Below are 16,567 nucleotides of genomic sequence, written 5' to 3'. Positions count from 1 at the left end.
TTCAGGGGAGGGGATGGGGGTGGGGTGAGCCTCGCAGAGAGCTCCGCCTGTGACTGCCCCACCCCAACCCCTCCCCTGAAGGGGAGGGGCTATCTACGTATTCCGCTCGCCCCCAGCTGCGCATCGATCGCGTCCAGCAACCGCGCCAGCCCCGCCGCGTCGCGCGCCTCCGCGCGCAGCGTCAGCGAGGCCTGCGTGTTCGACGCGCGCAGCAGCCACCAGCCGTCGGCCTCGGACACGCGCAGTCCGTCGGTCGTGTCGACCCGCGCGCCCGCGGCGGCGAGCCGTTCGGCGACCTCCGCCACCACCGCCTCCTTGCGCGCCTCGGCGACCGCGACGCGCACGTCGGGCGTCGCGCAGCGCGGCGGCATCGCCTCGCGCAGTTCGGCCAGCGAGCGTCCCGACAGATGGATCGCGCGGATCAGCCGCACCGCGGCGTACAGCGCGTCGTCGAACCCGTAATAGTCGTGCGCGAAGAACATATGGCCGGACAGTTCGCCCGCCAGCGGTGCGCCCAGTTCCTTCAGCTTCGCCTTCATCCGGCTGTGCCCGGTCTGCCACATCACCGGGGTGCCGCCCGCCGCGGCGATCGTGTCGAACAGCGTGTCGCTGCACTTCACGTCGGCGACGATCGTCGCGCCGGGCAGTTCGGCGAGCGTCGATGGCACCAGAATGGACAGGATGTCGTCGCCCCACAGCACGCGGCCGTGCGCGTCGATCAGGCCGATCCGGTCGCCGTCGCCGTCGAAAGCCACGCCGAAATCGAGCTTCTTGTCCGCGACCAGCGCCTTCAGGTCGCGCAGATTGTCCTCGACCGTGGGATCGGGATGATGGTTGGGGAATTCACCGTCGACATCGCAGAACAGCAGATGGTGCTCACCCGGCAGATGCTGGACCAGCTGCTCGACGACCGGGCCGGCGGCGCCGTTGCCCGCGTCCCATCCGATGCGGAACGTGCCCCCGGCATAGCCGGCCATCAGCCGCCCGACGTACAGCGCGCGGACATCCGCCTGTTCGACGCTGCCGGTCCCGTCGGTCCACGCCCCCGCCGCGGCGATCCGCGCCAGGTCCTGGATATCCGCGCCGAAGAAGCTGTCGTGGCGAAGTACCAGCTTGAAGCCATTGTCCTCGCGGGGATTGTGGCTGCCGGTTACCTGTATGCCGCCGTCCACCTCTAGCGTCGCCTCGGCATAATAGAGCATCGGCGTCGGCCCCAGCCCGATGCGCACGACATCGACGCCCGACGCGACCAGCCCCTCCACCAGCGCCGCCTCCAGCGCGGGCGAATGCGTGCGCCCGTCATAGCCCACCGCGACCCGCCGCCCGCCCGCGGCGCGGACGCGGGTGGCGAAGGCGCGGCCGATCGCCTGCGCGTCGGCGGGGTGGAGGTTGGCGCCGACGGTGCCGCGGATATCGTATTCGCGCAGGATGACGGGGTCGAAATGGTGGGTCATGACACGATCTGCCTGGTTGCTCTCGTCATCCCAGCGAAGGCTGGGATCTTTTGGTGGCGCGCGTCACGCCAGCCACGCAGAGACCCCAGCTTTCGCTGGGGTGACGGGAAGGAGGCTCATCCATCGTCCCGCAACCGTTCCAGCAGCAGGTCGCGCGCGGCGTTGGCGCGGCGCGTCGCCTCCGCCGATCCGCCGCGGTCGGGATGGACGTCCGCCACCAGCCGGCGGTGCGCGGCGCGGATCGTCGCGGCGTCGGCGTCCCGCGCCACGCCCAGCAGCCCGCGGGCCTGCGCGATCGCGGAGGGCCGGCGCGGCGCGGGCTTGCGCAGCAGCCACCACACCAAAGCGATGATCGCGGCGGCGACGATCCATTTCATCGCCTCACTCCGCGAACAGCGGCATCGCCACCTCGGGCAGCGCCAGCGCCGCCATCATCTCGCGCAATTCCTGCCGTGCGGCGACATGGCTCAGCCCCATCCCGCCGAACGCCTTGGCGTCGAGCAACGTCAGCCCCTTGGGGAACAGCTCGCGATAGATCACGCGCTCGCCCAGCCCCGGGATGATGCGGAAGCCGACGCGCCGCGCCAGCTGGTCCAGCGCCTCCGACACGCGGCGCATGTTGCGCGCCTCCAGATATTGCAGGCGATTGCGCAGCACGACCCAGTCGATCGTCGTCCCGTCCTCGCGCGCGCGCGCCTTGCGCGCGTCCCAGATCAGCTCCGAATAGAAACTGGGGCGCGTCACCTTGAACGTCTCCGGATCGACCTGCCCGATCAGGTCGAAGTCGACGAAGCTGTCGTTCATCGGCGTCACCAGCGTGTCCGCCAGCGCGGCGGCGATCCGCGCCGCGGGATCGTCGCGCCCCGGCGTGTCGATCACCAGGAAGTCGTAGCCTTGCGTGAATTCCTGGAACAGCCCGGGGAAGTTCCCGTCCGCGCGCCCGTCGCCCGTTTCATGGCGCGGGCAGGGCAGGTCAATACCGGCGCGCGTCACCGTCGCCTCGCGATTGTCGAGGTAGCGGCCCAGCGTGCGCTGGCGATGGTCCAGGTCGATGCACGCGACGCGCGCGCCCTTCGCCGCCAGCGCGATCGCGACATGGACCGCGGTGGTCGACTTGCCCGTGCCGCCCTTTTCGTTGGCGAACACGATGACGTGCGTCTTCGGCACACTCTCCGACAATTCGTCGCATCCCTGATTGATTGCCCTTGGCCGCGATCATAGAACGCGCCGCCGCGAGTTTCGAGTGATAATGGCCGGGGGCTAATTGGTGGAAGTATATCGGGATCTCGCCGCGATGCGCGACGCGCTGGGGGCCGCGCGCGCGGACGGGCGCGAGGTGGCGCTCGTGCCGACGATGGGCGCGCTGCATGCCGGGCACATCGCGCTGGTGGAGGCCGCACGCCGTCCGGGGGCGTGCGTGGTCGCGTCGATCTTCGTCAATCCGAAGCAGTTCGGCGCCAACGAGGACCTGTCGCGTTACCCGCGCAAGGAGACCGGCGACATCGCGATGCTGACCGATGCGGGCTGCGACATGCTGTGGCTGCCCCCGGTGGAGGCGATGTATCCCGACGGCTTCGCCACCAACGTCAGCGTCGCGGGCGTCAGCGAGGGGCTCGACGGCGCCGCGCGCCCCGGCCATTTCGACGGCGTGGCGACGGTGGTGGCCAAGCTGTTCAACCAGGTCCGCCCCACCCGCGCCTATTTCGGCGAGAAGGATTTCCAGCAGCTGGCGGTGATCCGCCGCATGGTCGCCGACCTCGACTTCGATATCGAGATCACCGGCGTGCCGACCCAGCGCGAGGATGACGGCCTCGCGCTGTCGTCGCGCAACGTCTATCTGCTGCCCGAGGAGCGGCAGAAGGCGGTCGCGCTGCCCCGCGCGCTGGGGGTCGCCGCGCGCGCCATCCTGGGCGGCGGCGATGCGGCGAAGGCGGTGGCGGATGCGGCGGCCGCGCTGACCGCGGCCGGGTTCGCGGTCGATTACGTCTCGCTGGTCGATGCCGAGACGCTGGCGGCGGATCCGGCGCCCGGGCGCCGGCGGCAATTGCTGGCGGCGGCGCGGATCGGCCATACCCGGCTGATCGACAACCTTGCCGTCGATCCAGTAACGTAACGAATTATTGTAAGAATCTCAGTTAACCGCCTTAACCATTTGGTGAGGGCGTTCGGGCGAAACCCGTGGTCCAGAAATGGATCAACAGGGTTTCTCGACATGGTGACGAAGTTCGATACCGTGCTGCTCGACCGACGCATCGCCGATGCGCGCCGGGGTTGCGGCGACTCCGCCTACGATCTGGGCGTGGCCTATTCCACCGGCACCGCCGGGGCCGCGTTCGACCTGGTCGAGGCGCACAAATGGTTCAATCTCGCCGCGGTGCGCGGGGTCGAGGCGGCGCTGTCGGCGCGCGCGGAGATCTCCGAGGACATGACCGCGCGCGAGATCGCGACGGCGCAGCGCGCCGCGCGCGACCTGCTCGCCGGCATCCAGCGCCGCGCCGCCTGATCGCCCACCTGACCGCTCACCGGCCCCGGACGGACCCGATCGGGTTGCCGCCGGGTTCACCCTTCCCGTAAACGCAGGGCAATGCCCGGTAGCGTTCAGGGGGTGGGGTCATGGTGAAGCGTTGGTGGCCGTTCGCGGCGCTGCTGGTGGTCGCGGCATGCGCCCGCGCGCCGACCCCGGTCGTCCCGCCCGCACCGCCGCCGCCGGTGCTGACCCCGGCACCGATGCCGCCGGGCGGACGCCCCGGCATGATCATCCCCGCGCGCCTGCCCGACGGCGGCTGGGCCACGCCCAACCGCAACCTGTCCGCCGCGGGCGCGATATGGCATTTGCGCAGCGCGCTGAACGTCGCGGCGCTCGCCTGTCGCGGCGCGCAGGAAGCGACGATGGTCGCCGACTATAACGCGCTGCTCGGCCGCCAGAAGGCCGCCTTCGCCACCGCGCAGACCGCGCTGGAGGGCGAGTATAAGGCGGCCGGCGCGCGCGACTGGCGCGACCGCTACGACGACCAGGCGACGCGGCTGTACAATTTCTTCGCACAGGATTTCGCGCGCGCCGGCTTCTGCGCGGTCGCCGCGCAGACGCTGACGGATGCGCAAGCGGTGACGCCCGCGACCCTGCCCGCGTTCGCGAGCGAGCGGCTGGCGGCGCTGGAGCGGCCGTTCACCGATTTCTTCGTGGCATATGATCGGTGGCGGAGCGGGGTGATGGTCACGCCGGTGCCGGTGCCGACTCTGACGGTGGATGTGTCGACGTTGGGCTAAGAACAAAAGCCCTCTCCCCTGCGGGGAGAGGGTTGGGTGAGGGGCAGGTGCCTCGCAGAGAGGTCGTTCTCGGTGAGACCCCGACCCCTCACCCCAACCCTCTCCCCGGAGGGGAGAGGGAGTCATTAACGACGGTTGCGCCACCCCCGGCGACGCGCCAGTTAGCGGCGCATGCCGGACATGCTCCTCCCCCCGCCGCCCGCGGACCTGCTGACGGGCGCCAGCCTGTTCCTCGATTTCGACGGCACCCTGGTGGAGATCGCCGATTCGCCCGATGCGGTCACCGTCGCCGCCACCGTCCCCGCGCTGCTCCAGCGGCTGGCGCGCGCGCTCGACGGGCGCGTCGCGATCGTCACCGGGCGGCCGGTGGCGGAGGTGCGCGCGCTGCTGGCGCCCGCCGCCTGGCCGGTCGCGGGCAGCCACGGGCTGGAGATCGCGGGCGTCGACGGCGCCGTCGCCGCGCCCGATCGCCCCGCCGCGCTGGATGCGGCGCTGGACGCCGCACACGCGCTGGCGCGGCGGCATCCGGGGTTGCTGGTGGAGGACAAGCCGTTCGGCGTCGGCCTCCATTATCGCCGCGCCCCCGCGGCGGGCGACGATGCCGCGCGGCTGGCGGACGAACTGGCCGGCGCGCACGATCTGGTCGTCCAGCACGGCAAGATGGTGGTCGAGCTGCGGCTGAAGGGGCGCGACAAGGGCGCCGCGGTCGATCTGCTGATGGCGGAACCCGCACGCCGGGGTGCGCGTCCTGTGTTCATGGGGGACGATGTGACCGACGAAGCGGGTTTCCGGGCCGCGCGCGCGCTGGGCGGCGTGGGCATCCTCGTCGGTCCGCCCCGCGATACCGCTGCCGGCTATCGCGTCGACGATGTCGTCGCCGCGCTCGGCTGGCTCGACCTGGCTGGTAGGGAGGCACGATGACGACGACGCTGGACCTGTGGCCGATCGGCAATTGCCAGGTGAGCGCGCTGGTGGACCGCAGCGGGCGCTTCGTCTGGGGCTGCGTGCCGCGGGTCGACGGCGATCCCCTGTTCTCCGCGCTGCTGGGCGGGGAGGAGCCATCCGCCGGCTATTGGGCGATCACGCTGGAGGACGTGGTGTCGGTGGAGCAGGAATATATCCGCAACACCCCCATCCTGGTCACCCGCCACACCGACGCGCATGGCGGCGCGATCGAGGTGATCGATTTCTGCCCCCGGTTCCAGCGCGAGGGGCGGACCTATCGCCCGGTCGCCTATGCCCGCATCGTGCGCCCGGTCGCGGGCAGCCCGCGGGTGCGCGTCGCGTTGCGCCCGACCTGCGGCTGGGGTGGGGGGTGCCGCGAGCAGATCGGCGGCTCCAACCATTTGCGGCTCCTGCTCGACACGCTGTCGCTGCGCCTCACCACCACCGCGCCGATCGCGATGGTGCGCGAGGAACGGTCGTTCCGCGTCGAGGCGCCGCTGCATTTCTTCCTGGGGCCGGACGAGAGCTTCCAGGGCGATCTCGCCAGCACCGTCGACCTGATGCTCTATCGCACGACGCAGGAATGGCAGACGTGGGTGCGCGGGCTCGCCGTGCCGCTGGAATGGCAGGAAGTGGTGATCCGCTGCGCGATCACGCTGAAATTGTGCCAGCATGAGGAGACGGGCGCGATCGTCGCCGCGCTGACCACCTCGGTCCCCGAACATGCCGGGTCGCAGCGCAACTGGGACTATCGCTACTGCTGGATTCGCGATGCGTATTATACGGTGCAGGCGCTCAACCGGCTCGGCGCGCTCGACGTGCTGGAAGGCTATCTCGGCTATCTGCGCAACATCGTCGACGAGGCGACGCACGGCGATGCGGCGAGCCATATCCAGCCGCTCTACGGCGTGCTGGGCGAGCCGCAGCTGCCCGAGCGGGTCGCCCCCGACCTGCCCGGCTATCGCGGCATGGGGCCGGTGCGCGTCGGCAACCAGGCCGCCGAGCAGATCCAGCACGATGCCTATGGCCAGATCGTGTTGTGCAGCGTCCACGCCTTCTTCGACCAGCGGCTGTTCCGCCTTGCGGGCGTGGAGGATTTCGAATCGCTGGAGCGCGTCGGCGACCGCGCCTGGGCCTATCACGATCAGCCGGATGCGGGGCTGTGGGAGCTGCGCACGCGCCAGAGCGTCCACACCTATTCCTCCGCGATGTGCTGGGCGGCGTGCGACCGGCTCGCCAATGCGGCCGAGCGGCTGAACCTGCCGGAGCGGCAGCGGATGTGGGCGGAGCGGGCCGCGATCATCCGCGAGCGGATCGAACATGCGGCGTGGCGCCCCGATACGCGGCGCATGTCGGCGACCTTCGCGGGCGACGATCTCGACGCCAGCGTGCTCCAGCTGCTCGACCTGCGCTTCCTGTCGGCGGACGATCCGCGCTTCGTCGACACGCTGACCGCGATCGAGAAAGGGCTGCGGCGCGGCTCCACCATGTTGCGCTACGATACCGAGGACGACTTCGGCCTGCCGGAAACAGCGTTCAATTTCTGCACCTTCTGGCTGATCGAGGCGTTATTCCTAACTGGGCGCAGCGACGAGGCGCGCGCCTTGTTCGAGGAGATGCTGTCCCGGTGTACCGCCGCCGGGTTGCTGTCGGAGGATATCGAGCCGACCACCGGAGAGCTGTGGGGCAATTACCCGCAGACCTATTCGCTGGTCGGCATGATCAACTGCGCCGGCATGTTGAGCAAACCGTGGAGTCACATTCGTTGAGCCGTCTGATCGTCATTTCCAATCGCGTGAGTGCCCCCAGCGGATCGACATCGGCGGCGCAGGGCGGGCTGGCGGTGGCGATGGCGGCGGCGCTGCGCGCGCGCGGCGGCTTGTGGTTCGGCTGGTCGGGGGAGCAGACCGCGGAGTTCACCGGGCACATCAACTTCCAGCGCAGCGACGGCGTCACCACCGCGACCGTCGACCTGGAGGAGCAGGACGTCCAGGAATATTACGACGGCTATGCCAACCGGACCTTGTGGCCGCTGTTCCACTATCGCATCGATCTGGCGGAATATGAGCGCGAGTTCGCGGGCGGGTACCAGCGCACCAACCAGCGCTTCGCCGACACCGTCCGCCCGCTGATCGAGCCCGACGACGTCGTCTGGATCCAGGATTATCACATGTTCCCGCTGGGGGCGGAGCTGCGCGCGCGCGGCTGCGCCAACCGCATCGGCTTCTTCCTCCACATCCCCTGGCCGCCGCGCCGCCTGCTGGGGACGCTGCCCAATGCGCGCGAGCTGGTGGAGGCGCTGTTCGCCTACGACCTGATCGGCTTCCATACCGAGGAGTGGCTGGAATCCTTCTGCGATTTCGCCACCCACGACATGGGCGCGACGATCGAGAACGGGGTGGCGCGGCTGGGCGAGCGGTCGGTGCGGCTGATGGCCTGCCCGATCGGGATCGACGCCGCCGCCTTCGCCGACATGTCGAAGAGCGTGCCGGCGCGGCTCGCCTATCGCCGGATGCGCGATTCGGCGACCGGGCGCGACATGATCGTCGGCGTCGACCGGCTCGACTATTCGAAGGGGCTGGAGGAGCGCTTTCTCGGCTACGAACGCTTCCTGATCGAGCATCCGGAGGAGCGCAAGGAGGTGTTCCTGCTCCAGATCGCGCCGCCCAGCCGGGTGTCGGTGGAAAGCTACCAGCGCATCCGCCAGTCGCTGGAGGGGCTGTCGGGGCGGATCAACGGCGAATATGCCGATGTCGACTGGGTGCCGGTCCGCTACGTCAACCAGGGCTATCCGCGCGACCAGCTGGCCGGCATCTATCGCGCCGCGAAGATCGGGCTGGTGACCCCGCTGCGCGACGGGATGAACCTGGTGGCGAAGGAATATGTCGCTGCACAGGATCCGGAGGATCCCGGCGTGCTGGTGCTGTCGCGCTTCGCCGGCGCGGCGGAGCAGATGACCGACGCGCTGCTGGTCAACCCGTACAGCGCGGAGGAGGTGTCCGACGCCATCTGGCAGGCGCTGCGCATGCCGAGGGACGAGCGCATCCGCCGCTGGGAACGGTTGATGGCCGGGGTGCAGGACACCGATGTGACGTGGTGGGCGGACCGGTTCCTCGACGCGCTGGAGCGTGAGGATGTGGGCATTAACTGACCTCTTATCCCTCCCCTGAAGGGGAGGGGTTAGAAAGAGGCCTGCTGGATATGGCGGTCTCACCCCATCGCCGCGCGCGCTCGCCCCGCCAGCCTTTCCACCGCCGCGTCGTGGATCCCCGCCGCGCTCACCAGCACGCCATAGGCCCGCGGGTCCGCCTTGTTGAACATCAGCGGCGCGCCCAGCGCGTCGCTGACGCGGGCGCCCGCCTCCGCCGCCAACAGCACCGCGGCGGCGATGTCCCATTCATTGCCCCAGCGCAGCGTCGCGACCAGGTCGGCGTGGTCGGCGGCGATCATCGCGATGCGCAGCGCGATCGAATTGGGCTTTTCCACCGCCACCAAATCGCGGTCCGCCTTGGGTAAGGCATCGACCGGCGCGCGCGATCCCGCCAGCATTGTGCGCCCGCCCGCCGTCACGCGGACGCCGTTGCGCGTCGCGCCGGCCCCCGCCACCGCGCGCCACACCTCGTCGCGCGCGGGCGCGTCGAGCACGCCGATCAGCGGATGCCCCGCCTCCACCAGCGCCACCGACACGCACCAGCCGGGGCGCCCGCGGATATAGTCGCGCGTGCCGTCGATCGGATCGACCACCCACACCCGCCGCCGTGCGAGGCGCGCGGGATTGTCGGCGGTCTCCTCCGACAGCCAGCCGGCGTCCGGCACCAGCGCGGACAGCCGCTCGTGGAGCAGCCGGTCGACGTCGAGGTCGACCTGGCAGACCGGCTCGCCCGGCGCCTTCTCCCACCGCGCGAACGCGGTGTGCCAGCGCGCGAAGGCCATCGCCGCCGCCTCGCGCACGACGCCCGCGACCGCATCCGCCAGCGCGGGCAGCGAGGCGTCGGCGTCAGCCACCCGCGACGGTCATCCCGTCCACCCGCAGCGTCGGCACGTTCACGCCGTAGCGGAAGACAAGGTCGTTGGCCGGCGTCAGCTGCGCGTACATCGCCTTCAGATTGCCCGCGATGGTCAGCTCCGCGACGGGACGCGTGATCTCGCCATTCTCGATCAGGAAACCGGCCGCGCCGCGGCTATAGTCGCCGGTCACCGCATTGACGCCCTGGCCGATCAGCTCGGTGATATAGACGCCGCGCGCAATGTCGCCGATCAGCGTCGCGACCGGCACCTTGCCCGCCCCCATATACAGGTTGCTGCTCGACACGCCGGGCGCGCCCGCGATGCCGCGCGCGGCATGGCCGGTCGGCTCCAGCCCCAGCTGTCGCGCGGAGGCGGAATCGAGCAGCCATGTCTCCAGCATCCCGTCGCTGACGATCGCGGCGGGACCGACCGGCAGCCCCTCGCCGTCGAACGGGCGCGAGCGCAGGCCGTGCGGACGCTGCGGATCGTCCAAGATGGTGATGCCGGGCGCGAACACCGCCGTCCCCATCGCATCGAGCAGGAAGCTGGTGCGCCGCGTGATCGCACCGCCGGAAATGGCGGAGATGAGATGCCCGATCAGGCTGGCGCCGACGCGCGGATCGAACACGACCGGCATCGCGCCGCTGGCGATGCGCGCCGGATTCAGCCGCGCCACCGCACGCTCGCCCGCCAGACGCCCGATCGCGTCGGGCGTGTCGAGCCGCGCGTGGTGGCGGCTGGAATGGTGCGCATAATCGCGCTGCATCCCGGCGCCCTCGCCCGCGATCACGCTGGCGGACAGGCCATAGCCGGTGGTGGCATAGGCGCCCGCGAAGCCGTGGCTGGTGGCGAGCGCCCAGACGCTCGACGCCGCCGAGGCGCCGCCGCCCTCGCTGTTGGTGACGCCGGCGACCGCGCGCGCGGCATCCTCCGCGGCCATCGCGGCTTCGCGCAGCTCCAGCGGGGTGACGGCCGCGTGATCGGCGAGGTCCAGCAGCGGCGCGGCGCCGTGGAGCAGGCGCTCCTTCGGCGCCAGCCCCGCCCAGCGATCCTCCGGCGCCTCGCGCGCCATCGCCACCGCCCGCTCGACCAGCGCGTCCATCGCCGCGGACGACAGGTCGGAGGTGGAGACGCTGGCGGAGCGCTGCCCGACGAAGACGCGCAGCCCCAGATCCTCGCCCTCCGACCGGCCGACATCCTCCAGCTTGCCGAGCCGGACCGACACGTCGGTCGAGGCATGTGCGGCGAAGACGGCGTCGGCGGCATCGGCCCCGGCGGCGGTGGCACGGCGGACGATGTCGTGGGCGCGCTCCTGCGCCTGATCGGGGGTCAGCATCGTCTCGACTTAGGGGGTGGGGCGGGGCGTTGCTAGACCCGCGTGCCCACCGCCGCGCAGGCGAGGAACATCAGCAGCCCGGCGAACCGATTGGCGCGGAAGCGACGGAGCGCGCCGTCACCGTCATCGGTGTTCAGCGTCGCCACCTGCCATGCGAGGTGCAACGCCACCGGCAGCAGCGCGGCGAGCGCGAGCGGGTCGGCGCGCACCTGCCATATCGCGACGCCCCAGCCGGTCAGCGCGACCGCATAGCAGATCGCGACCCCGGCGCGGACATGCCGCCCCATCGCCAGCGCGGAGGAGCCGATCCCGACCAGCGCATCATCCTCGCGATCCTGCAACGCGTAGATCGTGTCATAGCCGATCACCCAGAAGATGGTGCCGGCATAGAGCCACAGCCCCGGCGCCGCGAGCGTGCCCCAACTCTCGGTCCAGCCCACCAGCGCCGCCCAGGAGAAGACCAGCCCCAGCCACGCCTGCGGCCACCAGGTGATCCGCTTCATGAACGGATAGGCCGCGACCGGCGCCAGCGCGGCGAGCGACACGATCGCCGCCGCCCAGTGCAGCTGGAGCAGGACGACGAAGCCGATCAGGCACAGCGCCACCAGCCAGATCCACGCCGCGCGCATCGACACCGCGCCGCTGGCGAGCGGGCGATGCCGCGTGCGCGCGACGCTGGCGTCCAGATCGCGATCGACGATGTCGTTATAGACGCAGCCCGCACCGCGCATCGCGATACTGCCCAGCAACAGCCACGCGACCAATGTCCAGCGCGCGACGATCTCGCCCGCCAGCGCGACTGCCCAGGCGCCGGGCCAGAACAGCAGCCACCAGCCGATCGGCCGGTCGAACCGCGCCAGCGACGCGAAGGCGCGCGCGCGCGGCGGGAGGAGCGACAGCAGCCCGCGGTGTTCGGTGTCGGGGACGATGTCGGGGGCGGCGGTCATGGGGAGGCGATAGCGTGCTTTGGCCATCCCGTCGCCCCTGCGCAGGCAGGGGCCAATGTCTGCATCGTGCGTCGAAACGGTCGATGCGGATGCCGCCCCTCCTGTGACCAGGTGCCGCGACACGTGACAGACATGGGCTCCTGCCTGCGCAGGAGCGACGGCGATATGGGCGCACCACATGCCTTATCTCCGCCACCCCGCCCTCCTATCTTCCCGGCATGATGTTTCTCTCCCTCCTCGCCCTCGCCGCGGCGCCGGCCGCGGATCCGTTGGCGGGCACATGGCGCAACGCGGGCGACAGCGTGCGCATCCGGATCGAGCGCTGTCGCGGCGAGCCGGGGGTATGCGGCACCGTCGTCGCCGCCGATGCCAAAGCGCGCGCCGATGCCGCGCGTGGCGGGACCGACCGGCTGGTCGGCACCCCGCTGCTCCATGTCGAGCCCGACGGCGACGGGACATGGTCCGGCAGCGTCTTCGTCCCCGATCTCGGCACCGAGGTGGACGGTACGCTGCGGCTTGCCGGGCGCGATACGCTGGTGGTGCAGGGCTGCCTGTTCGCGGGCTTCGGCTGTCGCGAGCAGCGCTGGACGCGGGTGGCGGGCACTCCCGCGCGCAAGTGATCCATCTGTCGGTCGCGATCGGCCGGTTCTTCGAGGCATTGTTCTTCGCCATCCTGAAGGTGGCGGGCGCGATCGCGGGCAGCGTGGTGGGGATTGCGCTGGTCGGCGCGATCCTGTTCTGGGTGGCGCGGATGCTGATCGTGCGGGGCAAGAGGTGAGGGGAAGAGGGTGATGGGCGCCGAACCGGCCTGGCCGCCGCGGTCCACCCCGCGGTTGTTCGTGGAGGCGCCGCTCGCGCCCGGTGCGCTGCGGCTGGATGGCGCACAGGCGCATTATCTCGCCACGGTGATGCGCGCGAAGCCGGGCGATGCGGTCAAGCTGTTCGACGACGCCACCGGCGAATGGCTGGCGCAGGTGACGCAGGCGGGGCGGCGCGACGTGGCGCTCGACGTGACCGAGCGGCTGCGCGAGCGCGAGGCGGTGCCCGACCTGTGGCTGTGCGCCGCGCCGCTGAAGAAGGGGCGGGTCGACTGGCTGGCGGAAAAGGCGTGCGAGCTGGGGGTCGACCGGCTGGTCCCCGTCGTCACGCGGCGCACCGTGGTCGACCGCCCCAACACCGACCGGCTGCGCACGCAGATGATCGAGGCGGCGGAGCAATGCGGGCGCACCGCGCTGCCGCAGGTGGCCGACGCGGTAAAGCTGCCCGCGCTGCTGCGCGACTGGTCCGCGGAGCGCGCCTTGTTCTTCGCCGACGAGACGGGGGGCGAACCCGCCGCCGTGGCGATGCGCGCGCGGCCCGGCGCCGCGGCGATCCTGATCGGACCGGAAGGCGGGTTCGACGACGACGAGCGCGCGCTGATCCGTGGCCATCCGCAGGCGGTGGCGATCGCGCTCGGCCCGCGCATCCTGCGCGCGGAAACCGCGGCGGCGGCGGCGGTCGCGGTGTGGATGGCCGCGGCGGGGGATTGGTGAGGCACCCGTCACCCCGGCCTTGAGCCGGGGTCCCGCTTCCTCTCTTTGCGCCACGTGATGTAGAAGCGGGACCCCGGATCAAGTCCGGGGTGACGAGGACGGTTCGTCCGGGATCAAGACAGGCAGCGCACCCCCTAGCGCACCCGTTCATCCGCGAGTAAGGCGCGCCTCATGTCGACGAAGACCGTTTCGAACAGCAACGCAGCGGTCATCGGATCGCGCGACGAGCTCATCGCCCATTTCGCGGGCGGGGAGAAGCCGGCGGACCGCTGGCGCATCGGCACCGAGCACGAGAAGTTCGTTTACTCGACCGCCGATCACCATGCCCCGTCCTGGGGCGAGCCGGGCGGCATCCGCGCGCTGCTGATGGAGCTGGAGCAGCACGGCTGGACGCCCGTCGAGGAGGGCGGCAACATCATCGCGCTGACCGGCGCGGACGGATCGGTCAGCCTGGAGCCGGCGGGGCAGTTCGAGCTGTCGGGCGCGCCGCTCGACAACCTCCACCAGACCTGTGCCGAGACCGGGCGCCATTTGCAGCAGGTGAAGGCCGCGGGAGAGCGGCTGGGCGTCGGCTTCCTGGGGCTGGGGATGTGGCCCGACAAGCGCCGCGACGAGCTGCCGATCATGCCCAAGGGCCGCTACGCCATCATGCTGCGCCACATGCCGCGCGTCGGCACGATGGGGCTGGACATGATGCTGCGCACCTGCACGATCCAGGTGAACCTGGACTATGCCAGCGAGGCGGACATGGCGCAGAAGTTCCGCGTCGGCCTCGCACTTCAGCCGCTGGCAACCGCGCTGTTCGCCAATTCGCCGTTCACGGAAGGGAAGCCCAACGGGTATCTGAGCTATCGCAGCCATATCTGGTCGGACACCGACCCCGCGCGCACGGGGATGCTGCCGTTCGTGTTCGAGGACGGCTTCGGCTACGAACGCTACGCCGACTATATGCTCGATGTGCCGATGTACTTCGTTTATCGCGAGGGCCGTTACATCGACGCCGCCGGGCTGTCGTTCCGTGACTTCCTGAAGGGCGAATTGTCGGTGCTGCCGGGCGAGCGCCCGACGATCGACGACTGGAACGACCATCTGTCGACCGCCTTTCCCGAGGTGCGGCTGAAGACCTTCCTGGAGATGCGTGGCGCGGATGGCGGGCCGTGGGGGCGGATCTGCGCGCTGCCGGCGTTCTGGGTCGGGTTGCTGTACGACCGCGGCGCGCTGGACGCGGCGTGGGACGTGGTGAAGCGGTGGACGCTCGACGAGCGGCAGGCGCTGCGCGATGCGGTGCCGAAGCTGGGGCTGTCGGCGCCGATCCCGGGCGGCGGGCAGTTGCGCGATATCGCGGGGCAGGTGCTGGACATCGCGCATGCCGGCTTGGCGGCGCGCGCGGGGACCAATGGCGCGGGCGACGACGAGACCGGGTTCCTCGACCCGCTGCGCGAGATCGTGCGGACCGGCAAGGTGCCGGCGGAAGTGCTGCTGGAACATTATCACGGCGCCTGGGGCGGCGACGTCAGCAAGGTGTACGACGAGGCGAAGTTCTGATCTTCGCGTCACCCCGGACTTGATCCGGGGTCCCGCTTGATCGGGACGTTGCGGGAGAAGCGGGACCCCGGGTCAAGCCCGGGGTGACGACGATCCCCGCGCCCAGCGCAGGAACCGCGGTACCGCACCGTGCGCCTCGATCCACGCATCATAGTCCCGATACGCCGGATCCTCGCGCAAATGCCGCTCCTCGGTCTTCGCGCGCCAGTAATAGATGCCGCTGACGACGCCGAGCAGGATCGTCGCGCGCGCGGCATCGACCAGCGACCCGGTCGACAGCAGCGGGATCGTCGAGATCCACCAGAACAGGTTCTTCGCCAGATAGGCGGGATGGCGCGACCAGGCATAGGGGCCGTGCGTCAGCACGCCACGGTTGGTGAGGTTGGAGAAGCGCAAGCCGAACGCCACCGTCGCCCAGGCATAGATGCCGGTCAGCGCGACCAGCACCGCGCCGGTGATCGCCAGCAATAGCGGATGCCCCTGCATCCAGTGCGTCCAGTCCGCGGTGCCGGGGCGATAGTCGAACGGTCGCCCGTCATCCATCATGATGAACGGCGGATAGCAGATCAGCGCCGCGGTCCATGCCGCCATGAACGGATTGGCGGAGCGGATATGCGCGTCGAGCGGGCGCATCGTCAGCAGGTAACCGACGGTCGCGAAGGCGACGTCGACCACGAACATGAAGGTGATCAGCCAATTGGCCAGCCGCACCGGATCGGCGAGCGCGGCGCGCGGGTCCATCGCGACGAACTCGCCAAACCCGCCGGGCACGATCGCGAGCATGAAGGCGAGGAAGAATGCCTTCACCGCCCAGGCGCGCAGATGCGCCTGGATCTGCGCCACATCGGCGGTGCCGGTGCCGAGCAGCCACGCGCCCAGATGCCACGCCCCGTCGCGCGGATCCGCCAGATGGCGGTCGAGCCACAGCACATAGGGGATCGACAACACGAACAGCGCGGGCGCGGCGGCGGTCAGGCACCACATCGCGAAGGCGAACGGCATCTCCCCATAGAAGCGCCCGGTGGCATAGATCAGCGCGATCCCGGCCCAGGTGAGCCACAGCCCGGCGAGCTTCGTCAGGCTGACGTCGAGCGAGGCGCTCCACGCGCGTGGCGCATGCCAGTCGATCCCGGTGGACGGGTTGCGGTGGACACGATCGACCAGCAGCGACCACAGCACCATCGGCACGCCGCAGGCCGCGACGCCGACCAGCGCGGCATAGGGGCCGTCCATGCGATAATGGATCGTGACCACCAGCCACGCGACCAGCCCGGCCAGACCCGCGAGACCGACACCGTGCGACACCGCCGAGGCGGGACGCAGCGGCACGCGGGCGGCAGTGGCGAGCGCGGGGTCGTGGTACATGCGCGGCGGTGTACGCGGGAATGGTTAAGGGATCGGGTGACCGGTCGTGACCCGGGGCTTGACCCGGGGGCCAAGCGCTAGAGTCGCATTCGATTCGCGGTTGTCGCCCTCACCCTTCGTCGCCTTCGGCGCCTCTTCCCTCTCCCGCTGGGAGAGGGAGGGAGCGGC

At 70.5% G+C, this 16,567-nt stretch carries 17 protein-coding genes; 10 read left to right on the top strand and 7 right to left on the bottom strand.

Annotated features, from left to right (window positions below; genetic code table 11):
- Window positions 1-89: 89 nt before the first annotated feature.
- From pgmG to PGN14_RS01085, 3 genes are all read right to left on the bottom strand, one after another.
- A complete protein-coding gene (pgmG, locus tag PGN14_RS01095) occupies window positions 90-1,454 on the bottom strand; it encodes a phosphoglucomutase/phosphomannomutase PgmG (protein ID WP_335297563.1) in 1,365 nt (454 codons plus the stop codon).
- 116 nt (window positions 1,455-1,570) lie between these two features.
- A complete protein-coding gene (locus PGN14_RS01090; protein WP_335297562.1) occupies window positions 1,571-1,831 on the bottom strand; it encodes a J domain-containing protein in 261 nt (86 codons plus the stop codon).
- Window positions 1,832-1,835: 4 nt separating this feature from the next.
- Window positions 1,836-2,621, bottom strand: a complete 786-nt coding sequence (locus tag PGN14_RS01085; RefSeq protein WP_443019428.1) for a division plane positioning ATPase MipZ — start codon at window positions 2,619-2,621, stop codon at window positions 1,836-1,838.
- 100 nt (window positions 2,622-2,721) lie between these two features.
- Between PGN14_RS01085 and panC the strand changes: the two genes are divergently transcribed.
- The 6 genes from panC to otsA all read left to right on the top strand — a co-directional run bounded on the left by panC (window position 2,722) and on the right by otsA (window position 8,817).
- On the top strand, window positions 2,722-3,567 hold the full coding sequence (gene panC / locus PGN14_RS01080; protein WP_335297560.1) for a pantoate--beta-alanine ligase: 846 nt from the start codon (window positions 2,722-2,724) through the stop codon (window positions 3,565-3,567).
- Between the two features lie 99 nt (window positions 3,568-3,666).
- A complete protein-coding gene (locus tag PGN14_RS01075; protein ID WP_335297559.1) occupies window positions 3,667-3,957 on the top strand; it encodes a hypothetical protein in 291 nt (96 codons plus the stop codon).
- Between the two features lie 110 nt (window positions 3,958-4,067).
- The gene (locus tag PGN14_RS01070; RefSeq protein WP_335297557.1) at window positions 4,068-4,721 is read left to right on the top strand and encodes a hypothetical protein; all 654 of its coding nucleotides are present in this window, start codon (window positions 4,068-4,070) and stop codon (window positions 4,719-4,721) included.
- Between the two features lie 180 nt (window positions 4,722-4,901).
- On the top strand, window positions 4,902-5,642 hold the full coding sequence (gene otsB, locus PGN14_RS01065; RefSeq protein ID WP_335297556.1) for a trehalose-phosphatase: 741 nt from the start codon (window positions 4,902-4,904) through the stop codon (window positions 5,640-5,642).
- A complete protein-coding gene (locus PGN14_RS01060) occupies window positions 5,639-7,435 on the top strand; it encodes a glycoside hydrolase family 15 protein (RefSeq protein WP_335297555.1) in 1,797 nt (598 codons plus the stop codon). Before otsB ends, PGN14_RS01060 begins: the two co-directional genes overlap by 4 nt.
- On the top strand, window positions 7,432-8,817 hold the full coding sequence (gene otsA / locus PGN14_RS01055) for an alpha,alpha-trehalose-phosphate synthase (UDP-forming) (RefSeq protein WP_335297554.1): 1,386 nt from the start codon (window positions 7,432-7,434) through the stop codon (window positions 8,815-8,817). Before PGN14_RS01060 ends, otsA begins: the two co-directional genes overlap by 4 nt.
- A gap of 59 nt (window positions 8,818-8,876) precedes the next feature.
- Here the strand turns inward: otsA and PGN14_RS01050 are convergent, their stop codons facing one another.
- The 3 genes from PGN14_RS01050 to ubiA are packed head-to-tail and all read right to left on the bottom strand — an operon-like array spanning window position 8,877 to window position 11,957.
- Window positions 8,877-9,671, bottom strand: a complete 795-nt coding sequence (locus PGN14_RS01050) for a 3'(2'),5'-bisphosphate nucleotidase CysQ (protein WP_335297553.1) — start codon at window positions 9,669-9,671, stop codon at window positions 8,877-8,879.
- Window positions 9,664-11,010, bottom strand: coding sequence for a TldD/PmbA family protein (locus PGN14_RS01045; protein WP_335297552.1), 1,347 nt, complete (start codon window positions 11,008-11,010; stop codon window positions 9,664-9,666). The genes PGN14_RS01050 and PGN14_RS01045 overlap by 8 nt, the downstream gene beginning before the upstream one ends.
- 32 nt (window positions 11,011-11,042) lie before the next feature.
- Entirely contained in the window at window positions 11,043-11,957 is a 915-nt protein-coding gene (ubiA, locus tag PGN14_RS01040; protein WP_335298020.1) for a 4-hydroxybenzoate octaprenyltransferase, read from the bottom strand.
- 218 nt (window positions 11,958-12,175) lie between these two features.
- Between ubiA and PGN14_RS01035 the strand changes: the two genes are divergently transcribed.
- The 4 genes from PGN14_RS01035 to PGN14_RS01020 all read left to right on the top strand — a co-directional run bounded on the left by PGN14_RS01035 (window position 12,176) and on the right by PGN14_RS01020 (window position 15,034).
- Complete coding sequence (locus tag PGN14_RS01035) at window positions 12,176-12,577, top strand: DUF2147 domain-containing protein (RefSeq protein ID WP_335297550.1); 402 nt, start codon at window positions 12,176-12,178, stop codon at window positions 12,575-12,577.
- Window positions 12,574-12,735, top strand: coding sequence for a hypothetical protein (locus PGN14_RS01030; protein WP_335297549.1), 162 nt, complete (start codon window positions 12,574-12,576; stop codon window positions 12,733-12,735). The genes PGN14_RS01035 and PGN14_RS01030 overlap by 4 nt, the downstream gene beginning before the upstream one ends.
- 13 nt (window positions 12,736-12,748) lie before the next feature.
- Window positions 12,749-13,489 (top strand): 16S rRNA (uracil(1498)-N(3))-methyltransferase, encoded by a 741-nt coding sequence (locus PGN14_RS01025; RefSeq protein WP_335297548.1) that lies wholly within the window; start codon window positions 12,749-12,751, stop codon window positions 13,487-13,489.
- 171 nt (window positions 13,490-13,660) lie between these two features.
- Complete coding sequence (locus tag PGN14_RS01020) at window positions 13,661-15,034, top strand: glutamate--cysteine ligase (RefSeq protein ID WP_335297547.1); 1,374 nt, start codon at window positions 13,661-13,663, stop codon at window positions 15,032-15,034.
- Window positions 15,035-15,106: 72 nt separating this feature from the next.
- Here the strand turns inward: PGN14_RS01020 and PGN14_RS01015 are convergent, their stop codons facing one another.
- On the bottom strand, window positions 15,107-16,399 hold the full coding sequence (locus PGN14_RS01015) for a methyltransferase family protein (RefSeq protein WP_335297546.1): 1,293 nt from the start codon (window positions 16,397-16,399) through the stop codon (window positions 15,107-15,109).
- Between the last annotated feature and the right edge of the window lie 168 nt (window positions 16,400-16,567).

This window comes from Sphingomonas adhaesiva, assembly GCF_036946305.1.
GTDB lineage: Bacteria > Pseudomonadota > Alphaproteobacteria > Sphingomonadales > Sphingomonadaceae > Sphingomonas > Sphingomonas adhaesiva_B.
Note: the sequence above shows the minus strand (reverse complement) of the source record. Positions and strands in the feature narration are given on the sequence as shown.